The 21,035-nt window shown below is 36.3% G+C and carries 23 protein-coding genes and 1 riboswitch; of the genes, 10 read left to right on the top strand and 13 right to left on the bottom strand.

Annotation, left to right across the window (positions count from 1 at the left end):
- Positions 1–188 precede the first annotated feature (188 nt).
- The 3 genes from FBT53_RS12570 to FBT53_RS12560 are packed head-to-tail and all read right to left on the bottom strand — an operon-like array spanning position 189 to position 1,790.
- Positions 189–566: a VOC family protein gene (locus tag FBT53_RS12570; protein WP_136951542.1), complete on the bottom strand. Its 378-nt coding sequence runs from the start codon at positions 564–566 to the stop codon at positions 189–191.
- Between the two features lie 2 nt (positions 567–568).
- Positions 569–1,093, bottom strand: coding sequence for an SRPBCC family protein (locus FBT53_RS12565; protein ID WP_136951541.1), 525 nt, complete (start codon positions 1,091–1,093; stop codon positions 569–571).
- Between the two features lie 40 nt (positions 1,094–1,133).
- Complete coding sequence (locus FBT53_RS12560; RefSeq protein ID WP_136951540.1) at positions 1,134–1,790, bottom strand: RNA methyltransferase; 657 nt, start codon at positions 1,788–1,790, stop codon at positions 1,134–1,136.
- Positions 1,791–1,825: 35 nt separating this feature from the next.
- Here FBT53_RS12560 and FBT53_RS12555 point away from each other — a divergent pair, with 35 nt between their 5' ends.
- The 3 genes from FBT53_RS12555 to purB are packed head-to-tail and all read left to right on the top strand — an operon-like array spanning position 1,826 to position 4,484.
- Positions 1,826–2,515 carry an NAD-dependent deacylase gene (locus tag FBT53_RS12555; protein ID WP_136951539.1) on the top strand — a complete coding sequence of 230 codons (690 nt, stop codon included), beginning with the start codon at positions 1,826–1,828 and terminating at the stop codon, positions 2,513–2,515.
- A 5-nt stretch (positions 2,516–2,520) separates the two neighbouring features.
- Positions 2,521–3,093 (top strand): adenylosuccinate lyase, encoded by a 573-nt coding sequence (locus FBT53_RS12550; protein ID WP_136951538.1) that lies wholly within the window; start codon positions 2,521–2,523, stop codon positions 3,091–3,093.
- 47 nt (positions 3,094–3,140) lie between these two features.
- Entirely contained in the window at positions 3,141–4,484 is a 1,344-nt protein-coding gene (gene purB / locus FBT53_RS12545; RefSeq protein WP_136951537.1) for an adenylosuccinate lyase, read from the top strand.
- A 73-nt stretch (positions 4,485–4,557) separates the two neighbouring features.
- Here the strand turns inward: purB and FBT53_RS12540 are convergent, their stop codons facing one another.
- The 6 genes from FBT53_RS12540 to FBT53_RS12515 all read right to left on the bottom strand — a co-directional run bounded on the left by FBT53_RS12540 (position 4,558) and on the right by FBT53_RS12515 (position 8,205).
- Positions 4,558–5,373 carry a mechanosensitive ion channel family protein gene (locus FBT53_RS12540; RefSeq protein WP_136951536.1) on the bottom strand — a complete coding sequence of 272 codons (816 nt, stop codon included), beginning with the start codon at positions 5,371–5,373 and terminating at the stop codon, positions 4,558–4,560.
- 153 nt (positions 5,374–5,526) lie between these two features.
- Positions 5,527–6,063: a DUF4252 domain-containing protein gene (locus FBT53_RS12535; protein ID WP_136951535.1), complete on the bottom strand. Its 537-nt coding sequence runs from the start codon at positions 6,061–6,063 to the stop codon at positions 5,527–5,529.
- 42 nt (positions 6,064–6,105) lie between these two features.
- Complete coding sequence (locus tag FBT53_RS12530) at positions 6,106–6,630, bottom strand: DUF4252 domain-containing protein (protein WP_136951534.1); 525 nt, start codon at positions 6,628–6,630, stop codon at positions 6,106–6,108.
- Positions 6,631–6,702: 72 nt separating this feature from the next.
- The gene (locus FBT53_RS12525) at positions 6,703–7,245 is read right to left on the bottom strand and encodes a DUF4252 domain-containing protein (RefSeq protein WP_136951533.1); all 543 of its coding nucleotides are present in this window, start codon (positions 7,243–7,245) and stop codon (positions 6,703–6,705) included.
- An 11-nt stretch (positions 7,246–7,256) separates the two neighbouring features.
- The gene (locus FBT53_RS12520; RefSeq protein WP_136951532.1) at positions 7,257–7,709 is read right to left on the bottom strand and encodes a hypothetical protein; all 453 of its coding nucleotides are present in this window, start codon (positions 7,707–7,709) and stop codon (positions 7,257–7,259) included.
- Positions 7,696–8,205: an RNA polymerase sigma factor gene (locus FBT53_RS12515; protein ID WP_136951531.1), complete on the bottom strand. Its 510-nt coding sequence runs from the start codon at positions 8,203–8,205 to the stop codon at positions 7,696–7,698. The genes FBT53_RS12520 and FBT53_RS12515 overlap by 14 nt, the downstream gene beginning before the upstream one ends.
- Before the next feature lie 186 nt (positions 8,206–8,391).
- Between FBT53_RS12515 and FBT53_RS12510 the strand changes: the two genes are divergently transcribed.
- Positions 8,392–9,828, top strand: a complete 1,437-nt coding sequence (locus tag FBT53_RS12510; protein ID WP_136951530.1) for a S41 family peptidase — start codon at positions 8,392–8,394, stop codon at positions 9,826–9,828.
- A gap of 45 nt (positions 9,829–9,873) precedes the next feature.
- Here FBT53_RS12510 and FBT53_RS12505 read toward each other — a convergent pair whose 3' ends face one another.
- Complete coding sequence (locus FBT53_RS12505) at positions 9,874–11,271, bottom strand: DUF5074 domain-containing protein (RefSeq protein WP_169630361.1); 1,398 nt, start codon at positions 11,269–11,271, stop codon at positions 9,874–9,876.
- Between the two features lie 8 nt (positions 11,272–11,279).
- Positions 11,280–13,109 carry a TonB-dependent siderophore receptor gene (locus FBT53_RS12500; RefSeq protein ID WP_136951528.1) on the bottom strand — a complete coding sequence of 610 codons (1,830 nt, stop codon included), beginning with the start codon at positions 13,107–13,109 and terminating at the stop codon, positions 11,280–11,282.
- Positions 13,110–13,142: 33 nt separating this feature from the next.
- Positions 13,143–13,364, bottom strand: a riboswitch (cobalamin riboswitch).
- A gap of 55 nt (positions 13,365–13,419) precedes the next feature.
- Between FBT53_RS12500 and FBT53_RS12495 the strand changes: the two genes are divergently transcribed.
- The 6 genes from FBT53_RS12495 to FBT53_RS12470 all read left to right on the top strand — a co-directional run bounded on the left by FBT53_RS12495 (position 13,420) and on the right by FBT53_RS12470 (position 18,724).
- Positions 13,420–14,586 (top strand): ABC transporter substrate-binding protein, encoded by a 1,167-nt coding sequence (locus FBT53_RS12495; protein WP_136951527.1) that lies wholly within the window; start codon positions 13,420–13,422, stop codon positions 14,584–14,586.
- The gene (locus FBT53_RS12490) at positions 14,586–15,614 is read left to right on the top strand and encodes an iron ABC transporter permease (RefSeq protein ID WP_136951526.1); all 1,029 of its coding nucleotides are present in this window, start codon (positions 14,586–14,588) and stop codon (positions 15,612–15,614) included. The genes FBT53_RS12495 and FBT53_RS12490 overlap by 1 nt, the downstream gene beginning before the upstream one ends.
- Positions 15,614–16,381: an ABC transporter ATP-binding protein gene (locus tag FBT53_RS12485; protein WP_136951525.1), complete on the top strand. Its 768-nt coding sequence runs from the start codon at positions 15,614–15,616 to the stop codon at positions 16,379–16,381. Before FBT53_RS12490 ends, FBT53_RS12485 begins: the two co-directional genes overlap by 1 nt.
- A gap of 63 nt (positions 16,382–16,444) precedes the next feature.
- Positions 16,445–17,812, top strand: coding sequence for a DNA recombination protein RmuC (gene rmuC, locus FBT53_RS12480; RefSeq protein WP_136951524.1), 1,368 nt, complete (start codon positions 16,445–16,447; stop codon positions 17,810–17,812).
- Positions 17,812–18,177 carry a 6-phosphogluconate dehydrogenase gene (locus FBT53_RS12475; protein WP_136951523.1) on the top strand — a complete coding sequence of 122 codons (366 nt, stop codon included), beginning with the start codon at positions 17,812–17,814 and terminating at the stop codon, positions 18,175–18,177. The genes rmuC and FBT53_RS12475 overlap by 1 nt, the downstream gene beginning before the upstream one ends.
- A 1-nt stretch (position 18,178) precedes the next feature.
- A complete protein-coding gene (locus FBT53_RS12470; RefSeq protein WP_136951522.1) occupies positions 18,179–18,724 on the top strand; it encodes an acyl-CoA thioesterase in 546 nt (181 codons plus the stop codon).
- On the opposite strand, the gene pgl is transcribed toward FBT53_RS12470, so the two are convergent.
- Entirely contained in the window at positions 18,721–19,431 is a 711-nt protein-coding gene (gene pgl / locus FBT53_RS12465; RefSeq protein ID WP_136951521.1) for a 6-phosphogluconolactonase, read from the bottom strand. The genes FBT53_RS12470 and pgl overlap by 4 nt on opposite strands.
- A gap of 13 nt (positions 19,432–19,444) precedes the next feature.
- Positions 19,445–20,986, bottom strand: coding sequence for a glucose-6-phosphate dehydrogenase (zwf, locus tag FBT53_RS12460; RefSeq protein WP_136951520.1), 1,542 nt, complete (start codon positions 20,984–20,986; stop codon positions 19,445–19,447).
- Positions 20,987–21,035 lie beyond the last annotated feature (49 nt).

Below are 21,035 nucleotides of genomic sequence, written 5' to 3'. Positions count from 1 at the left end.
TAAACCACCTACTAAGGGCGTTTACTTTGCTTTGCATAACAGGTATTTTAGCTAAAATTCAGTAAATCGCTGAAACTAAAATTTAAAGAGTAATTAGAAAAAAGAACTTTAATCTTAAAAAAGAGATGGTTGATATTGCGTTATAGCTCATCAACCTAAGGAAAATAAACTACACTAACTTAAGCTCCTTATGTTCTAGAATGTAGTGCTATTCTATTCCCCTCAGTATCTAAAAACAAGCCCATAAATCCAATTTCTGGACTTATCATAGTTTTCTCTTTCAATATTTTTCCACCTGCCTTGGCAATCCTATCTAACGTATGCTGTACGTCTACAGAATTGAAATAGATTAATACACCATCAGTAGTACTAGATTGGTAATGATTAGGCTGTTCAATTAAAGAACCAGACGCCCCATTTTTAGTTTCTCCCTGCGGGAACCACCCCATTTTAGTTCCTCCAAAAATTTGAACATTTATAGTACAATTAAAAACTGCCTCATAAAATTTTTGCGCACGTAACATGTCCGCCACCGGTATCTCAAACCAACCTACTAAAGTATCCATAATTATGATTCCATTTTGGATTTTAAACTTGCCAAACCTTCCTCAAAATCCTTACCAACCATTTTATCCATACTCATAAACAACATCATAATACGCATCGGGAATTTATTTTTTCCGTTAAATCCCCAAGTTACTTTAGTTCCCTGATTTACGCTTTCCGTAATAAAGTAACAATTAGATTCTGATTTAAAAGGTTTTAAAAAACGTAAATGTCCTTCTATGCGTTCACCATCCTTTATGCTGGTTATTTCTTGTTCTCCTTCCCCTACTTCCTTGTTGCCATTCCAATAACTAACACTACCTACTTCGCCATCCACACCACGATATTCTTTATGCATACCCGGGTCTTTTTTAGCCCAAGGAGACCAAGTATCTTGCTCTTTTAAAGAGCGTAACACATTAAAAACTTCAGCTTTTGGCTTGTTGATGAAAATAGAACGAGAAACATCATACTCCTTTGGAGCCAAAAGGGTTAACAATAAAATAAGTGCCAGCAAGCTAATGACAACGTAGAGGAAAATGTACATAATTAGTTTGGTGTTAGATTGTAATTTAAATATACAACTTTTATCGCTCCGCTAAATAACGTTCAATTATCCCTTCTACGCTTTTAATAGATTTTTTAGCCCAATCCAATCGCTTCTCCTGCAAAAAGGCTTTAGACAATTGCCAAGGTAAATCTGTTTTGCGCAACTTATCTGCTAAAACCTGTACTGTGATTGCTGCAGATACTGAAACATTTAAGCTTTCTGAAAAACCGACCATAGGCACTTTAAGATTCAAGTCTGCCTGTTGTAAAATTGCGTCACTTAGGCCCGTGCGTTCCGTACCAAAAAAAAGTGCTGTCTTGCCCTTAAACTCAAAATCTGGTAAATCTACACAATTGCCATGTGGCGTTGTTGCTACTATTGTATAGCCCTCTGCTTTTAAGTAAGATAGACAAGCCTCTGGTGTACCGTATCTTTTAACGTCTACCCATTGTTGTGCCCCCATGGCTATATTTTTATCTAATCGCTTACCAAATCTATCTTCTATAACATGTGCACTTTGGATACCAAAGGCATCACAACTCCTTATTATTGCACTTGTGTTATGCAACTGATACACATCTTCTATAGCTACGGTTAAGTAATTGGTACGATTGGCCAAAATTTCTTCGAATCTAAGTTTACGCTCCTCGGTAAGATAACCTTGTAAGTACGCTAATAAATCATAATCAAACATAGCGAGAAAGATAGTGAAAATGGTATTTTTACACTATGGCGAAGCAAAAAATAGCAATCTTAACTGGCGCTGGCATGAGCGCGGAAAGCGGTATTAAAACATTTAGAGATGCAGACGGACTCTGGGAAGGTCACGATGTAAAAGAGGTAGCTACACCTGAAGGATTTGCAAATAATCCAGCTTTGGTGCTCAATTTTTACAATCAAAGAAGAAGGCAATTGCACCACGTACAACCTAATGCTGGTCATAAAGCCTTAGTTGCATTGGAAGAAAAATTTGAAGTAAAAATAATAACACAAAATGTAGATAACCTTCATGAGAAAGCTGGTAGTACTGATGTATTACACCTCCATGGTGAATTGCTTAAAGTAAGAAGCACAAAAAATGAAGATTTAATTCTGGATTGGGAAGGTGATTTAATGCTGGGAGATTTGGACGAAAAAGGACATCAGCTAAGACCCCATATTGTGTGGTTTGGAGAACTAGTTCCCATGCTAGAACCAGCCATCACCTATATCATGAAAGCTGACATAATTATAATTATAGGCACCTCCATGCAAGTATATCCCGCAGCGGGTTTAGTTAATTATGCCAAACCCAACACACCTATTTACTTTATAGACCCAAGCCCTAGCGTAAATACTAACGAATTTGACAAGCTTACTATAATACAAGAAACAGCCGCTAATGGTGTTCCAAAACTTGTACAAGAACTGCTGAAATAAGACCAATGAATACAGCATCATTTGTTCAAAAACTCAATCAAAAAAGATTAAATAAAGATGAAATACTAACATTAGTAGAACTCGTTCTAGATAAACCAGAACTAATGCACCCGCTTATCACTACAAGCTTTGAACAAGACGCGCTTAAAACCAGTTTTAATGCAAGTTGGGTTCTAGACCACACATTAAGAAATGAAAAGACCCTCCTTCTCCCCTATTTAAATCTTTATATAGAGGGACTTGCAACGGTACAAACAGAATCTTGCCTTAGACCCTTTGCACATATAGTACAATTAACCTGCATTGCTTATTACAAAGAGAAACATTTTAGTTTTAGACAGGTTTTACAAAAAAAACATTTAGAAACATTAACTACACTTTGTTTTGATTGGTTAATTGGTGAGCACAAAGTGGCCACAAAGGTATTTGCCATGACTAGTTTGTATTATTTAGGCTTGGATTTTTTGTGGATACATCCGCAATTGCAAGGTATTTTAGAAACAGAAATACATACAGGAACTGCGGGTTACCAAAGTAGGGCAAAAAAAACGCTAGACTTGCTACAAAAACAAGGTTAAGGACTCTTTAAGTTTAGCTATATTTGGGCTTTTAAAATTGCAACAAAATGTCTTTAAGTCCTTTAAATGCCATTTCTCCTATAGATGGTAGGTATAGAAATAAAACTGAAAATTTAGGTAACTACTTTTCTGAAGAAGCTCTAATTAAGTATCGTGTCTTGGTAGAGATAGAATATTTTATCGCACTATGCGAAATTCCTTTACCGCAACTCGCAGATTTTGATTCCTCTAAATTTGATGCCTTAAGAGAAATCTACAAGCAATTCTCTGCAGAAGATGCGCTGGCTATTAAAGAAATAGAAAAAACCACCAATCATGATGTAAAGGCGGTGGAATACTTTATCAAACAGAAATTTGATGCTTTAGGCTTAGACAAGCATAAAGAATTTATTCATTTTGGACTTACTTCTCAAGACATAAACAATACCGCAATTCCACTTTCCATAAAAGAAGCCATGAATGCGGTTTACGTACCCATGTATTTAGAAGTTTTAGATAAACTTAAGGCATTAGTAACAGAGTGGGACAATGTATCCATGTTAGCACGCACCCACGGGCAACCTGCTTCTCCTACCCGGTTAGGAAAGGAATTAGCTGTTTTTGTAGAGCGTTTAAAACAACAATTTGATTTGCTAAACGATATTCCCTCTGCTGCAAAATTTGGTGGTGCAACGGGTAATTATAATGCACATAAAGTGGCTTATCCTTCTATTGACTGGAAAGCTTTCGGGCAAAATTTTGTACAGGGCAAATTAGGATTACACCACTCTTTCCCTACCACACAAATTGAACATTATGACCATATGGCCGCCTTGTTTGATGGCCTAAAACGAATTAATACAATTTATATTGATTTAAATAGAGATATTTGGACGTACATCTCTATGGATTATTTTAAGCAAAAGATTAAAAAAGGTGAGGTTGGCTCCTCTGCTATGCCCCACAAGGTAAATCCTATAGATTTTGAAAACTCTGAAGGTAATTTAGGTATCGCAAATGCAATATTTGAACATTTAAGCTCAAAATTACCCGTGTCTAGATTGCAAAGAGACCTTACAGATAGTACCGTTTTGCGTAATGTGGGCGTTCCTTTTGGGCACACCATTATAGCATTACAATCTACACTAAAAGGTTTAAACAAACTTGTATTGAATAAAGCTAAGTTTGATGAAGATTTAGAAAACAATTGGGCGGTTGTTGCAGAGGCAATACAAACGGTATTAAGAAGGGAAAGCTATCCTAATCCATATGAAGCTTTGAAAGAATTGACTCGAACTAATGAAAAAATAACACAAGCTTCTATTGCCGCATTTATTGACACCCTAGAGGTAAGTGCGACTATTAAAGAAGAATTAAAAGAAATAACGCCCGCTAATTATACAGGTGTTTAACTAGTAAAATAGATTAAAAAAAAGCCCTGTTTTGTAATGAAACAGGGCTTTTTGAATATATGGGGGACGTAATTTAAGCGTCTTTGTGAATTTCCACACTGTGTGGGTAAGGAATTTCAATCCCAGCCTTATCAAGAGCAATTTTACAATTTTCATACGTTGCAAAATATACATCCCAATAATCTTCTGGCTTACAAAATGGTCTTACTGCAAAGTTTACAGAACTATCTGCTAATTCCATAACATTAACAGAAGGAGCAGGGTCTTGCAATACTTTTGGATTAGAGGTTAGTACCTCTAACAACACATCTTTTGTTTTCTTTATATCTTCTCCATAACCAACACCGATAACGGTATCTACTCTAATTTTGCCCTCTGCAGTATAGTTTACTATGTTGCCATTGGCCATAGCGCCATTAGGTACTATAATTAATTTATTCTCTGGAGAAACTAACTTGGTCGTAAAAATTTCTATTTCTTTAACTACACCTAATACGCCTTGAGCTTCTATTAAATCACCTATTCTATAAGGCTTAAAAATCATAATCAGCACTCCACCAGCAAAATTACTAAGTGAACCTTGCAAGGCTAGACCTACAGCCAAACCTGCTGCGGCAATTACTGCAGCCAAACTTGTAGTTTCTACGCCTAACTTTGATATTACTGTAATGATTAGAAAAATCTTAAGACCCCAAGTAACTAGGTTTAACAAGAATTTCTGAAGTGATTCGTCATAATTGCTTTTAGCCATCACTTTTCTTAGCATACCAGTTAACTTCTTAATAATCCAAGAACCGATAATGTAAATTAATATAGCACCTATTATTTTAGGGCCATATTCAGTTACAAAGCCAATACCTTTTTCTATCCAAACTTCTGCGTTTTCCATAATGTTTTAATTGGTTTTTATAGTGTTTGTAAGTTTAGAAACCAAAGTATGAATAAAGTCACACGTAAATCTTAACTTAAGATGAATTATTCGCAAAAAAAATCCTGAACCACGCTGTAGTTCAGGATTTTAGTATTTAAAAACTGAATTGTATTATTTAAATATGTTTGCGACTCCTTCTAATCCCTCCCCATTAAAATCAGATTTATCTAAAGCCTGGATTAACTGTACTAAATGAGCAGGATTCATATTTTCTCCTAAAACCCTAATCACTGCAAAGCCTTTATCATCGCTAGCGCCAAAAATAACGACCTCATCAATAGCATCTTCTTCCCCTAAATACTTAACCACGCCTTTTCCAAATTGGGTATTAATTTTCATCAATTCCACAAACCTATCATCTTTTAGGATGGCATTAACCTTGGTCTTTTCTGCCGTAAACTCCGCTTCATTATCATCCTTTTTTTGATAAGCCAGTACATTCAGTTTGCGTAAAGAATTTACAGCTTCTTGTTGGGTATCCGTTAAATTAACCTTGTCCATATTTAGAATACTGGCTGGTATATCCACAATTAAGAACTCAGGGTTTTCCTGATTTTCAACATAATATTCTTGGAGAGTTTGCTTATCACTACAAGCGGTGTATACTAGCACACAAACTAGTGCTATCCCTTTTATAATTTTATTCATATTGGTTGATTTTAGGTGGTAAAATAACCAGTTTACGCACTGTTATTTACTACGTTTTACTTCTTTTACTTCTTCTGGTAAATTCAATTGGTTTACTAAAGCACCTATTTTTTCCAATTCAATTTTACCGGTAATATTCACCACAACAGATTCGGTTCTATGGCTATCTTTGTGTTCAACATGCATTAATAACTCTTTTACAATTTCATCATTATTAGTGCTTTTTACATAAAAATTAATAATGGCATCTTTGTCTTTTACCTTCATTAAACTTTCTAAGCGTCTTTCTTTAAGGTGTACTTTTACAGCTTGGCTTAAATCTGCAGCTACGGAAGATTTTTCTGTGACATACACTTTTATTTCGTCTATGTTTTTAGCCAAATTCAGAAAATCTTTTACCTCTGGGTCTTCTGTCTCTATATCTATATGAGAGGCTAACTTTAAAAGCCCTTTACCAATAGACACGGTGGCTACGTCTTTAGAATTTTCATATTTATCAAAAACAGATTGAGCTATTGCAAAAATTGGTAAAATTGCCAAACAAAGGGTTGCTAATACTTTTTTCATGATTGATTGTTTTAAGATTGATGATGAATAATTTTAAAACATCGGGCAGCTACACCACCCGATGTATATTATTTACTTACTTTTTTTACCAGCTTCATTTAATTGCTCTGGTAAATTCATTTTTTTGGTTAACGAACTTATTTTATTTAAATCAATGTCTCCCGTCAAGGAAAGCAAAACCGTTTCAAACTTGCGCCCGTTAGCTTCTACATCTTTAATTCCAGTAATAAACATTAAGAGTTCACTCACGTGGTCACTGTCATTACCTTCTTTAATGTAAAACTTAACATTGGCATCTTTATCTTTAATTCGCATTAACTCTGACAAAGAAGCTGTTTTTAAGTATTTGTCTACAGAAACCTTCATATCTGCACCAATATCTCTATTATCTGTTGTAAAAACTTTTAAGCTTTTAAGACTTGTGGCAATATCCACAAAGTCTTGCGCTTCTGGGTCATTAACCTCTACATCTATTTTAGCTAAAAGGTTAAACATACTTTGGTTTACTACCACAGATGTTACCGCATCTAACTCTTCGTATTTATCAAAAAGTGACTGTGCCATGGCAGAGATAGGAAGTATAGCTACCATTACAATTAAAATTGTCTTTTTCATTTTTACTCTTATTAATTTGTCTTATAAATTTTTTGTTTAGAAGCTTCAAACTCTTTTAAATAAGCTATTTTCTCTGTACCCTTACTAAAGTTTTCTGCCAATAGATTCAATGCTTTTTTGGTTTCTTGGTAGGCATACATAGCTTGTTCTTGTTCTATGCGTTTCTGTTCTTGTTGTTTACGGTACGTATCTTGTCCAAAATATACTCCTATAGCCACAACTACTGCTGCCGCCGTAGATAACCACCCAAAATTTCTTTTTTTACTAGGTTTTGATGGTATCTGCTTTGTAAAGGTTTCTTTTTTGGCATTAGCAAAATAGCTGAACATAGGTTGATATTGTACCAAATGTGGTGCTATTTGCTCTTGTGCAAAATACGCTTGTAACTCTTTTTCTTCCGCCAAAGAAGTTTCGGCTTCCAAATATTTTTCTACTAAACTTTCTATGTGTTTATGCAATTCCATAGTTATGTTTTTGTATTAATTTTTCTCTCACTGCTTTTCTAGCCCTAGACAAGGTTACCCTTACTGCCGTAGGCTTCATATCTAACATTTGTTCTATCTCTTCATAATCATATTCTTCAATATCTCTGAGCTGCAACACCATTTTCTGTTGCTCTGGGAGCTCTTCCATAATTTTTTCTACCCAAGAAATACTATCGGCATTCTCTATCTGTTTCTGTACTTTTTTACCTTCATCTTCATAATTACTATGCACTAACTTTAAATTACTTGCTTGTTTGCTTTTTAGGCGGTCCAAGCAAAAATTCTTAGTCATGGTCATAGCAAATGCCTCTACACTTTTATACTTAGTCATAGCCTCATTACGGGTCCATAACTTCAACAGAATTTCCTGAGTTGCATCTTCTGCCTCTTCTTTAGAGACAAGGAGCCTTTTTGCTAGCCTATACAGCTTATCCTTAAAAGGCATTACAGTTGCTAAAAACTCTTGTTGTTTCATTTTTTGGTTGATTGTTTAAAACACCTTTAAGGTGGTTTCTATAATGCAGACGATGCTCTTTTAAATTTGTTACAAGGCAAACTACCTTTTTTTTAAAATACCTGGCATGTTTTATGCTACAACTGATATATAATGTGATGCATTATTGATGAATTATCACTAAATTTTACCCTTTAAAATGTTTGTATGAAAAAGTTAAAAATTTTATCCCTATTACTTTTAGGTTTATCGATACTTGCCTGCAATAATGACGATGACGTCACAGTAAAAAACAATGTTGTCACTCAAAACTTTATGTGGCGCGCTATGAATCTTTGGTACTTTTGGCAACAAGACGTCAACGATTTAGCAGACGACCGCTTTAGCAGTGAAGAAGAGTATCAAGACTATCTAGCGCAAACCAGCGACCCTGAATTATTTTACAAAAACTTACAAGTAGAAGAAGACCGTTTTAGCTTTTCTAATCCTAATTATAAAACTTTGGTCAACAACCTTAGTGGTATTTCTAAAAGTAATGGATTAGAATTCGGCTTGGTACGCTACCCAGAAGGATCTAATATTTTTGGTTATGTACGTTATATAGTACCAAATTCTGATGCTTCTAACAAAGACATTGTTCGTGGCGATATTTTTAATCGCGTGGATGGGCAACAGCTCACAGATGCTAATTATACAGAATTACTTTTTGGCAGTAACGACACCTACACTTTGGGTTTAGCCACGTTTAATGAAGGTGAAATTACAGAGCTTGAAGAAGAGGTTAGCCTCACCAAATTTGAAGGTTTAGCAGAAAATCCTGTTTTAATAGCCAAAACATTAGATGTACAGGGAACAAAAATTGCCTATTTAATGTACAATGGCTTCACCAATGAGTACGATGAAGAATTGAATAACGCTTTTGCCGAGTTTAAAGCCAATGGCGCTACGGAATTAGTACTAGATTTTAGATACAATCCTGGAGGTTCTGTTAATTCTAGTCGCCTTTTGGCTAGTATGGTATATGGTACAAATACAAGTGACCTTTATATAAAACAACGGTGGAATGATAAAATTCAGGCACAGTTTGACCCCGCAGATGTAGAAGACTATTTTGCTGCCGATGTAGACGGCACTGCTTTAAACACATTGAATTTATCTAAAGCGTATGTTATCACCTCTGCCAGAACTGCCTCTGCAAGTGAATTGCTGATAAACGGATTAAATCCGTATATAGAAATGATAAAGGTAGGCGATACTACTCGAGGTAAGAACGAGTTTTCCATTACCATGGTAGACGACCCAGATAATAGTTATATCTACCGTTCTTCCAGAGAAGGTAACATCAATCCTGATAATAGCTGGGCTATTCAACCTTTGGTAGGTCGCAATGAAAATGCAGATGGATTTTCTGATTATACCGCAGGTATTGCACCAGATTTTTACCAAAGAGAAGATTACGGTAATCTCGGTGTATTGGGCGAAGAAACAGAGCCTCTGTTGGCACGCTGTTTAGAAGAAATTACGGGCGCTAGGGCTAAAGGTTTTACTCCGGTGGTGTACAACAGAAAAGAACTTACAGGCTCAGAAATGTTTACGGCAGTCAAAAACAATATGTGGTTAGACAATCCTCCTAGATTAAAATAAAAAAAGCAGCCATTAGGCTGCTTTTTACTTTAAGCACTTCTTTATTTAGTTAGAAGAGACATTCTCATAAACGGCAGCTGGAATAACGCCAACATCTAGGGTTGAAATCAAGGAAATATCTGTTAAATCATAAACTTCCACTGCTCCATTACTTACATAATCTTTAGCATCAGAACCGTAAAGGGTTGTACCGATTATATCCATACCATACCAGAACTTGCCGGTAAGAATGGGATTTGTTGGCAAATCGGTAGCATCTACATTCAAGGTAAACAAATTACCAGCTACCATATAATATAACTCACCGTCTGCATCAACTTCTAGACTACCTGGATGCTCCGTTTCTGCAAATTCTAGTGTCCTAGCAACTGTATTATCCGCTGTTTCAATAACAATTAAAGACCCGCCAGACTCAGTACCTGCCCAAGATGGTACACCTCCGCACAACACAAATAATTCTCCCTCTGCTGTAAGCTGCATGGAATTTGGAGAATCGTCTACAGTTATTTCAACAACAGCACTATTTGTAGTATTAATTGCGGAAACAATATTATTTTGTCCAAAACCTCCTTGATGCGCAACATATACTGTTTCTCCATTGGCTAAAATAGCTTCTGGACCTTCAGCAACAGCAATATTACTTTCTATACTATTGGTGGTTAAATTTACAACAGCAACATAATCATCGTCAGGATTGGTACCGTCTCCCCAATTAGTAACATATCCTTTTTCCCCTACAATTGCCATGAATCTAGGGTTTAGCAATCCACTATCAATAGTAGTAATTGACTCAAATGTAAAACGATTTACTACTTCTATTTTCTGTGAATTATTTAAAACGATATAAGCCACATCTCCACTAAATGCAATGCTTTGTCCCGTATCCCCTAATGGTCTCCCATTTACCTCAGAAAAAATTGAAGTTTGATTTGTTTGTAAATCATTAGATAAGAAATCTATTCTGGCGTTTCCTTGGCCAAAATTACCTTCATGCAACAACAATAATCCATTTTCGTAAGGATAACTATCATTATCAACTAGGGTTATGGTCAATTCTTCATCAACAAATTCCGCCATGTCATCACCAGTAATACCGGTAATTGCTATGGTGATTGTTTCCTCTAATTCTACCGTTTCATCATCAATTATTGATAGGGTAATATTAACGGTAGTTGCACCTGCTGTTAAGGTTACGGGGCTAGTAGCAATAGTGTAATCCTCATTAATGGTAGCGGTACCCGATAATTCGTATGCAATTTCTACATCAGTCAAAAATGGATTATTAGTATTTAATGTAATTTCCACATCTCCGTCTTCTTCATTAACGGTAGTAGTAGATAAAGAAATACTTACAGTACCTTCTGGTAAGGTTACATCGTCATCATCAGAACAAGAGACCAATAGTACACCTGCTGTGATAATACTTAAAAAGATTTTTTTCATATTCATATTTAAAAGTTAAGTGTTAGTAAAAAATTATAGTTTCTATTTGGCATCGGCCTAAAAGCAACATTTTCGTAATAGGTGTTATACAAATTTTGCACTCTTATTCCCAGCGTAGTTTGGAGCGCCTTTTTATTGACTAACGGGATTGAAAGACTTGCATTGGCTACAGTATAATCTTTTAACTCATTCCCAATTACCCTAACAGCTCCGTTATACAATTGCTGGTAAGAAAAACGAACGCCTCCATAGTAAAAATCAATATTTACATTACCTCTATGTTTGGGCACGTAAAATAATTGCAAGTCTGTTGTATCATCTATAGAACGTGTAAAACTATAATTAAGGCTAGAAGAGAATTGTAGTTTTTGAAAAAACGTTGCAGCATAATTAAGTTTATATTCTAAGCCATAAATGGTAACACTATCTTCATTAACAGGGGACCAAATGCCATTTGAGTTTGGCAACCACCGTATCATATCTTTTGTTTTTATCAAAAAACCATGCAAAGCTGTTTCGAGATTATTGAAATCTAAAGCATTACCAATATCTATTTGATACGAATTTTCTGGAATCAACTCTAAATTACCACCGGGCTGCCAATACAAATCGTTAAACGTAGGCAGATTATAATTACGAGATGCATTCCACCTTAGTGCATAGTTGTTAGATATTTGCCATTCTCCGTTTGTTCCAAAAATTAAAGGAGAACTAAATTCTGAATTGAAATCTTTTCTTGCTTGTAAAGTAACATTTAGGCGGTCTAAATTTTTATATTTTACTAAAAATGTACCTCCACCATTACTCCTGTTTGGTTTTTCTATGGAAGAACCTTCACCTACCAAATGAGTTGCTTCTAAAAATGAATTTAACGTCCATTTCTGGCTTATATTTTTTTCCCATTCATATCTTGCTAGCAACGTATTCACTTGTCCAAAAGAAAAAAAATCGCTTTGCTTGTTTTCAAAATACTTGTACTTTTCAAACAAGTGGACCAAACGTATTTGAGAAGTCGCTTTCTGATGCTTCCAATGCAAGTGCAGCTGAGTTTTTAAGTTTAGATCTTTATACTTACTTCTGGATGGTGCTGTAAGCGTGCCGCTAAATTCACGTTCTCCTAGTTGCGTTTGATGGTATATTTTTAAAATTTGATTCTCACGCAAACGGTGAGCTGCATTCATATTTATTCCCGTATGGGAGAACGCTCCATTTTCATTTATTTGATTTGTATTTAAATATTTATAGTCATTGTCTGACTGTAATTGATTAACCGCTAAGGAAAAAGCCCATTTATCTGAACTAAGATGGTGTTTAGCACTGGTATTAAGGGTGTTAAAACTACCGTAACCAGCAAACAATTTAGTATGTGTTTTTGCATTAAATCTGAGTTCATTACCTAAATGTACACTTCCTCCAATAGCACCTGTTCCATATTGAGCGCTAGCACCACCGCTTTTAACAGTAATAGCATCGTAGTTTAGTGCATTAATGGTATTAAAATCTACTTGTCCATTTAAAGGGCTGTTCACGTTTATACCATTCCATACAACTGCAGTATGAGATGCATTGGTCCCCCTAAATGAAGGTGACGCCACCATACCATAACCATTTTGTTTAAAGTAAATTGGAGTATTAAAACCCAAAACATTGGCCAACAATGGGTCATTTTTCTTTAAAATAGAATCTTTAAGTTCCGTTTTTTGATGTCCATCACTAAATTTTTGCAAGCGACTATCTGCAACTACAACTTCCTTCAATTGGGTTATAGGCACATCCTGTGCTTGAAGGCAACTAGTACCTAAAGCTAAAAAAAGAATAAAAGAGTAAATAGTTTTCATAACTCTAAAACCTTTATCCCGAAGGCTTTTCTAGTTTAATTAATGAATTTTGGCAGGTCTCCTGACTTGTTTTATGCTATTTTACCTTCCCATCCTAAAAACCAGACAGTGGTTTTGTAGAAAACAGCATCCCTTTTGGGGAACCAAACTCTAGTTTGGTATAAACTTACAGTTGCGGGAACAGTTCTGGAGTTGCACCAGATTCCCTTTTAATCAATTGCACTAGACAACTGAACCAAAAAATCCGGGCAAAACTACATATTTTGTTTAAGGTTATTTCATAAAAATTAAATTCATTTACTTTTGGTGCATGAAACGGACCTTTACCATACCACTTTTTGCACTTGCAATTGTGTTATTTTTTAATGCTTGTAAGAGCGATGTAAAAAAAGAGCAACTACCCACCAACTCAAAATCACAACAATCATTTTTAAAAGTTGCGTATGCTGATGGATTTTCTATAGATATAAATGGCAATTATCCTATCATAAAAGTGAACAAACCTTGGCCGGGTGCCGAACAAGCATTTACCTATGCGGTAATTCCAGATTCTATTTTACCAACTATTACATTCCCCGCAGACGCTTATGATGCGGTAATTACCACACCGATAAAAAAACTAGTTGTTACCTCTACCACCCATATTCCTGCTTTAGAAAGTTTGGGCGAATTGGACAAGTTGGTTGGTTTCCCAGACACGAAATACATTTCTTCTATGCCGGCTAGAGAGCGAATTAAAAAAGGGCTAATAAAAGAACTTGGGCAGAATGAAAAGTTAAACACAGAAATGACCATTGCCTTACAGCCCGATGTTATCATAGGTTTCAGTATAGACAACCAAAATAGTACCTACTCCACTTTAGAACAAGCCAATATTCCAGTTGTATACAATGGTGATTGGGCAGAAACACATCCGTTAGGAAAAGCGGAATGGATAAAATTCTTTGGTGTACTATTAGGAAAAGAAAAACAAGCAGACAGTATCTTTACCCAGATTGCCAAAGACTATAACGCTACTAAAAAACTAGCGCAGAACAAAACCAATAATCCTACGGTAATATCTGGTGCATTGTACAAAGACGTTTGGTATATGCCTACCGGAGAAAGTTGGGCCGCCAAGTTTATAGCAGACGCTGGCGGTAATTATCTATATAGAGATACTAAAGGCAATGGTAGCTTGGCCTTAAGTGTAGAAGCCGTTTTACAAAAAGGAACCCAAGCAGATTATTGGATTGGACCTGCGCAATTTACCGCTTACCAAGAAATGAATGCTGCTAACCCACATTACCAACAATTTAAAGCATTTACAGATAAAAAAGTATATACCTTTTCTAACACCAAAGGGCTTACCGGCGGTTTGTTATATTACGAATTAGCCCCACAGAGACCAGATTTGGTCTTAAAAGATTTGGTACATTGGCTTCATCCAGACCTTTTACCTAATTATAGCCCGTATTTTTTTACACCTTTGCGGTAATGACAAAACCATCGTCTTATAAATTAGGCTTTATTGGGCTAACCCTACTTTTACTGTTGTGTATGCTTATTAGCATAAGCTTAGGTTCTGTTTCCATTCCGTTAGGCGATACCTTTAGTATTTTATTGGGGCAACCAACAACCGAAAAGGGCTGGGAGTATATTATCTGGAACTATCGCTTACCCAAAACCATTGCAGCAGTTCTAATAGGTGGTGGGCTAGCAGTGAGCGGACTCTTGATGCAAACCTTATTCAGGAATCCTTTAGCAGGTCCTTTTGTATTGGGTATTAGCTCTGGAGCAAGTTTAGGGGCAGCCTTACTACTACTGGGTGGTACTAGTTTGGGCCTAACCCAATTATTTTGGTTAAATGATGTAGCTATTGCCATAGCTGCAAGTTTAGGTAGTTTTCTGGTGCTTTTAATTGTTATAGTGGTTGCCAATAGCGTAAAAGATACTATGGCCTTACTTATCATCGGTTTAATGTTCGGTAGTATAACTTCTGCTGTAGTTAGTATCCTGTCCTACTTTTCCAAAGCTGAACAATTACAACGGTTTATTTTTTGGTCTTATGGTTCTGTGGGCAATCTATCTTGGCAAAAAGTAGGCGTTTTGGCACTGTTATTACTCATAGGGCTTACCATTTGCCTATTTTGTATAAAATCGTTAAACGCCTTTCTTTTGGGCGAACAATACGCGCAAAGCATGGGTATTCCAGTAAAAAAGACAAAATTCTTTATAATTATTGCCACAGGAATAGTTGCTGGTGCAATTACAGCTTTTGCCGGACCAATTGCTTTTATTGGGCTTGCCGTTCCACACCTAACCAGGCAATGGTTCAAAACTATGGACCACAAAATATTATTGCCTGCGGTATTTTTATACGGTGCCTTGTTGTTACTTATTTGTGATACTATTGCACAATTGCCTACTTCTGCCACTGTATTACCTATTAATGCCATTACTTCTATTGTTGGTGCGCCTGTTGTAATTTGGCTATTGGTAAGAAAACGTAAAATGCTGTTTTAATGGAAAAATACATCCAAGTAGAGGATTTAAATATAGGCTACGGTAAAACCAGCATTGCCAACAAATTAAACTTTAGTATTCCAAAGGGATCCTTAACGGCAATTGTTGGCATTAATGGAATAGGAAAATCTACAATTTTACGTACACTGTCTGGTATGCAACCTCCATTGTCAGGCACTATAAGCTTAGACGGTAAACAGATAGCAGACTATACATCTTCAACCTTGGCACAAAAACAGGCATTGGTTTTAACTACCCCCATAGCAACCAAAAATTTAAAAGTTGCAGAGCTAATAGCAATGGGTCGGCATCCGTATACCAACTGGCTAGGCACATTGGGTGGCTATGATAAAGAAATTATAAAACAACAGCTACATATCTTTTCTTTAGAAGACTTGAAAGACAAATATTGTTTTGAGTTGAGTGATGGGCAAATGCAACGCGTACTCATTGCACGTGCTATGGCGCAAGAAACCCCTTTGGTATATTTAGATGAACCTACTACGCATCTAGACTTATCGCACAAAGTGCATATTTTAAAACTCTTACATCGTTTTGCAAAGAAACACCAACGCACCATTGTTTTTACAACCCATGAGGTAGAGCTAGCCATCCAATTATGCGATTATATGTTGCTTTTAGATGGGAAAGAAAATGCCTTTGCAGCTCCATGCGAACTTATAGAAAAAGGAAGTTTTGAATACCTCTTCCCAAAAGATTTAATACAATTTGATGCCCGGACGGGTAGCTTTAAAATCACAAAATAGATAACCTAGTTGCCCCCTACTTGGCGCAGATTATTTTATCTTTATCCGAAGTTTTTTATTTCCATGGACACTACTATTATTTACATTATCCTAGCTTTGGTTTGCTTGGGATTAGGCATTTTTTTAGGGCTTTATATTCAAAAGCTAATAACAAAGTCGAGCACCGATGTATGGCAGGAGCGAGAAAATCAATTGAACGCCACATTAACTAGTTTAAATCAAAAACTGGTAGCCTCAGATGAAGAAAAGCGTCAAATTCTGCAAGAAAAAGAACTTTTGGGTAATAAAATTGTTCGGTACCAAGCAGATTTAGAACACTTGCAACAGGTAAATCAAGAACAAAAAGATGAAGTAGAAAAGCTTCAAGAAAAATTCACCAAGGATTTTGAAAATTTGGCCAATAAGATTTTAGACGAAAAGAGTTCGAAATTCACAGAACAGAATCAGAAGAACATAAAATTAATCTTGAGTCCGTTACAAGAAAAAATTCAGCTGTTTGAGCGTAAGGTGGAACAAACACAGAAAGAGAACATCAGCATACATTCAGCTTTAAAAGAGCAACTGATTCATTTACAAAGCCAAAACTTAAAAATTACGCAAGAAGCAGAAAACTTGACCAAAGCATTAAAAGGCGATAGCAAAATGCAAGGTAATTGGGGGGAGCTTGTGCTAGAGCGCGTGTTGGAGAAATCTGGATTGGAAAAAGACCGTGAATATAGCGTACAACAAAGTTTTAAAAGGGAAGATGGTAGTAGGGTAATGCCAGATGTAATCATCCATTTACCAGACGGCAAAAAAATGGTCGTGGATTCTAAGGTCTCTTTAACAGATTACGAACGTTTTACCAATGCGGAAGAAATAGACAAACCTAGGTTTTTAAAAGACCACATAAATTCTTTAAGACGCCATGTAGAACAACTTTCTGCTAAGAAATATGAAGATTTATATGAAATGGAGAGTCCGGATTTTGTACTCATGTTCGTACCAATAGAGCCTGCATTCGCCATTGCTATTAACGAGGATAGTACGCTGTACAATAAAGCTTTTGAGCAAAATATTGTCATAGTTACCCCTTCTACCCTTTTGGCTACCTTACGTACCATTGATACCATGTGGAACAATGAAAAGCAACAAAAAAATGCTATTGAAATTGCAAGACAAGCGGGTGCTTTATATGATAAGTTTGAAGGTTTTATGAATGATTTGACCAAGGTGGGCAAAAAAATGGACGAGGCTAAAAGCGAATATAAAGGTGCCATGAACAAGCTGTTTGAAGGTCGAGGCAACATTATTACCAGTATAGAGAAACTTAAAAAAATGGGGGCTAAAGCGAAAAAATCGTTACCAGAACCTATTTTAAAACGCGCTAAGGAAGATTTAGAAGACGAAACCCCTGAACAATTAGAAGAACAATCTAAATTAAAGTTATAATGAGAAAAGTTTTATTCATAGTCATTGCCGCTGTTGTAGTAGGATTGGCCAGTTATTTTGCATTCATCTATTATGTTCCGTTTAGCGAGGGGTACCGCTCTGGAGAGTTAATCAAGTTTAGTAGAAAAGGCGTAATGGTAAAAACTTGGGAAGGCGAAATAAGCCAGGGTATCTCTGGTGCTCAAATCTTTTCGTTTTCCGTGCAAGATTCTGAAAAAGAGGTGATTCAAAAATTAAAAGATTACCAAGGAGAGTACGTGAAAGTTACCTACATAGAGCGTTATTCAACATTCTTTTGGTTGGGAGATACCAAATACTTTATAACAGACGTAAAACAGGAAAAATCACCTCACTTCAACAATTAGTATGAAAAAGTATAAATCGGCCAAAGAATCTCAAGTTTCCATTACGGAACTAATGCTACCTTCTCATTCTAATTTTGGAGGTAAGGTACATGGTGGTCACATTCTAAATTTAATGGACCAAATAGCCTTTGCGTGTGCCAGTAAACACTCTCAAGCCTATTGTGTAACCGCAAGTGTTAACAGAGTAGATTTTTTACAACCTGTAGAAGTAGGTGAACTGCTTACCCTAAAAGCCTCTATTAACTATACAGGAAATACCAGTATGGTGGTTGGGGTACGTGTAGAAGCAGAAAATGTAACTACGGGAGTAGTAAAACATTGTAACTCGTCCTATTTTACCATGGTTGCAAAGGGTGATAATGGAAAAAATTTAAAAGTTCCGGGACTTATAATCAAAGATAAACAAGCATTACGCCGTTTTGCACGTAGTATAGAACGTAAAATGGCCATGTTTCAACGCGATACAAAATTTGATGATAAAAACTTTAAGGTAGAAGACTATTTGGGTCAACTTAAAGAAGAGAATATAAAGCTAGCGCTGGACTAAAGTCCAGCTGCTGCTTCTTTATCTAAAAACCAAAGTAAGTTACCCGATTTGGGTTTTACCAACGCAGCAGGATACTGTTTAAAGCCCTCCTTTTCTTGATGTATAATGGCTACTTTTTCTTCTTTAGCTGCTCCCGTAACCAAAAAGGCAACTTCTTTAGCAGTATTTATTACAGCCCCGTTTAAGGATACTCTTTTTTGACCAGAATCTGGATGTGTAGCTACCACGCAATGGTCCTCTGCATCCCAAAGTTCTATCTCGTGCGGAAATATTGACGCCGTGTGGCCGTCGTCTCCCATACCTAAGATAATTAAATCGAATTGCGGTACGCCTTCTACCCTATCCAGATTTATCTCTAACAAGTTGGCATAGCGTATGGCTTCACCTTTAGGGTCATTTTCCCCCAAAATGCGATGTATATTTTCTTCGGGAACATCAATTTTATCAAATAAATGTTCCTTAGTCATCTTATAATTGCTTTGTTCATCCGTTGGCGGCACACAACGTTCATCTCCCCAATAAAAGTGAACATTTTTCCAATTTATATTTTCGCCATAAGCATCTGCAAGCGTGTCAAAAACAATTTTAGGCGTACTACCACCAGATAATGCTACATGAAAAGGTTTATCTTGCCTTGTTTGTTCCGCAAAATAAGCCGAAAATTCGGTTGCTACCGTTTGCTTATCCTCGTATATTTTAACTTCCATTTTCTTTTAATCCTTAACAAATTACACAATAACCGGGATCGTCCGTTAAATGCGGACCTGGATTACGCCATTCTCCAATACCATCTATCAAATCATGAGAATTCTCTGGGCCCCACACACCAGCAGCATAACCATACATGCGTACATCCTTACCTTTTTCCCAGTAATCCAAAATTGGATCTACAAACTCCCAGGCCGCTTCTACTTCATCGGCACGGGCATATAAAGTAGCATCGCCTTGCATCGCGTCTAAAATTAAACGTTCATAGGCCTCCATCACATATGTTTCAGCTAAGCTAGAATAGTAAAAATCAAGATTGGCACGTTCCACTTTAAAACCTTGCCCTGGAACTTTAACCCCAAATTTTATCAATATCCCTTCGTCTGGCTGTATACGAATAATCAGCTTATTATCCCTATTTTCCATTCCAGAATCCTTGAAAATTTGATGGTGCGGCGTTTTAAAATGAATGACCACTTCCGTTACCTTGGTTGGCATACGTTTAGCTGTACGCACATAAAATGGTACATCTTTCCAGCGCCAGTTATCTACATAAAACTTTATCGCTGCAAAGGTTTCCGTGGTAGAATTTGGGTCCACCCCTTCTTCTTCTCGGTAACCTTTTACCTTTTCTCCATCAACCGTAGACGCTACATATTGCGCACGGATGGTATTGTCATATAATTCCTGAACGCTTTTCATCACTCGCAAGGATTTTAAAGCTTTCACCTTTTCATTTCTTATATCTTCCGGAGCATCACTTATCGGAGGCTCCATAACTACTAAAGAAACAATCTGTAACAAATGATTTTGGAACATATCGCGCAGAGCGCCGGATTTATCATAATAACCTCCACGTTTTTCTACCCCTACACTCTCGGCATTGGTAATTTCTACATGGTGTATGTAATTACGGTTCCATAATGGTTCAAAAATGCTATTGGCAAAACGCGTTACTAATAAATTTTGTACCGTTTCTTTACCCAGATAATGATCAATGCGATAGATTTGATGTTCTTTGAAAAATTCTTGTAAGCCACTATTTAAATCTTTGGCGGTATCTAAACTATATCCAAATGGTTTTTCTACAATTAAGCGTTTCCAACCATTTTTTTGTGTATTCATACCCGCATCTGCCAAACGTTGGGCAATGGTTTTGTATAAGGTAGGTGGCGTGGACAAGTAATACATTATATTGCCCGTGGTCTCGTACTTAGCTTTTAAAGTTTCTACGCGTTTACGCAACTGGCTGTAATCAGTATCATAGCTACCTCCTAAATCTTCATAAAAAAATTTATCGGCAAACTGTTTTACTTTAGTTTCAGATAAATCCTTGAACTTATTTTTAAGGTATTGGCTTTCTGTGACCACACGGGTTCTGAATTGCTCATCCGTCATGTCACTTCTACTTGCCCCAAGAACTACAAAATTGGTAGGCAAATGCCCAGATAAGTATAAATTGAATAACGCTGGAACTAATTTGCGCGCTGTTAAATCGCCAGAGGCACCAAATATTACTAATATTTGATTTTCTGTTTTTTTTGTTTTGGCCATCACCTTTCAATTGAGGGGTCGAATATAACATTTATTTTAGGTAAAGATT

Origin of the sequence: Flavobacterium sp. ASW18X, from assembly GCF_005144745.1 — a bacterium.
Classification (GTDB): domain Bacteria; phylum Bacteroidota; class Bacteroidia; order Flavobacteriales; family Flavobacteriaceae; genus Croceivirga.
This window is presented reverse-complemented; position numbering and strand designations above follow the sequence as displayed.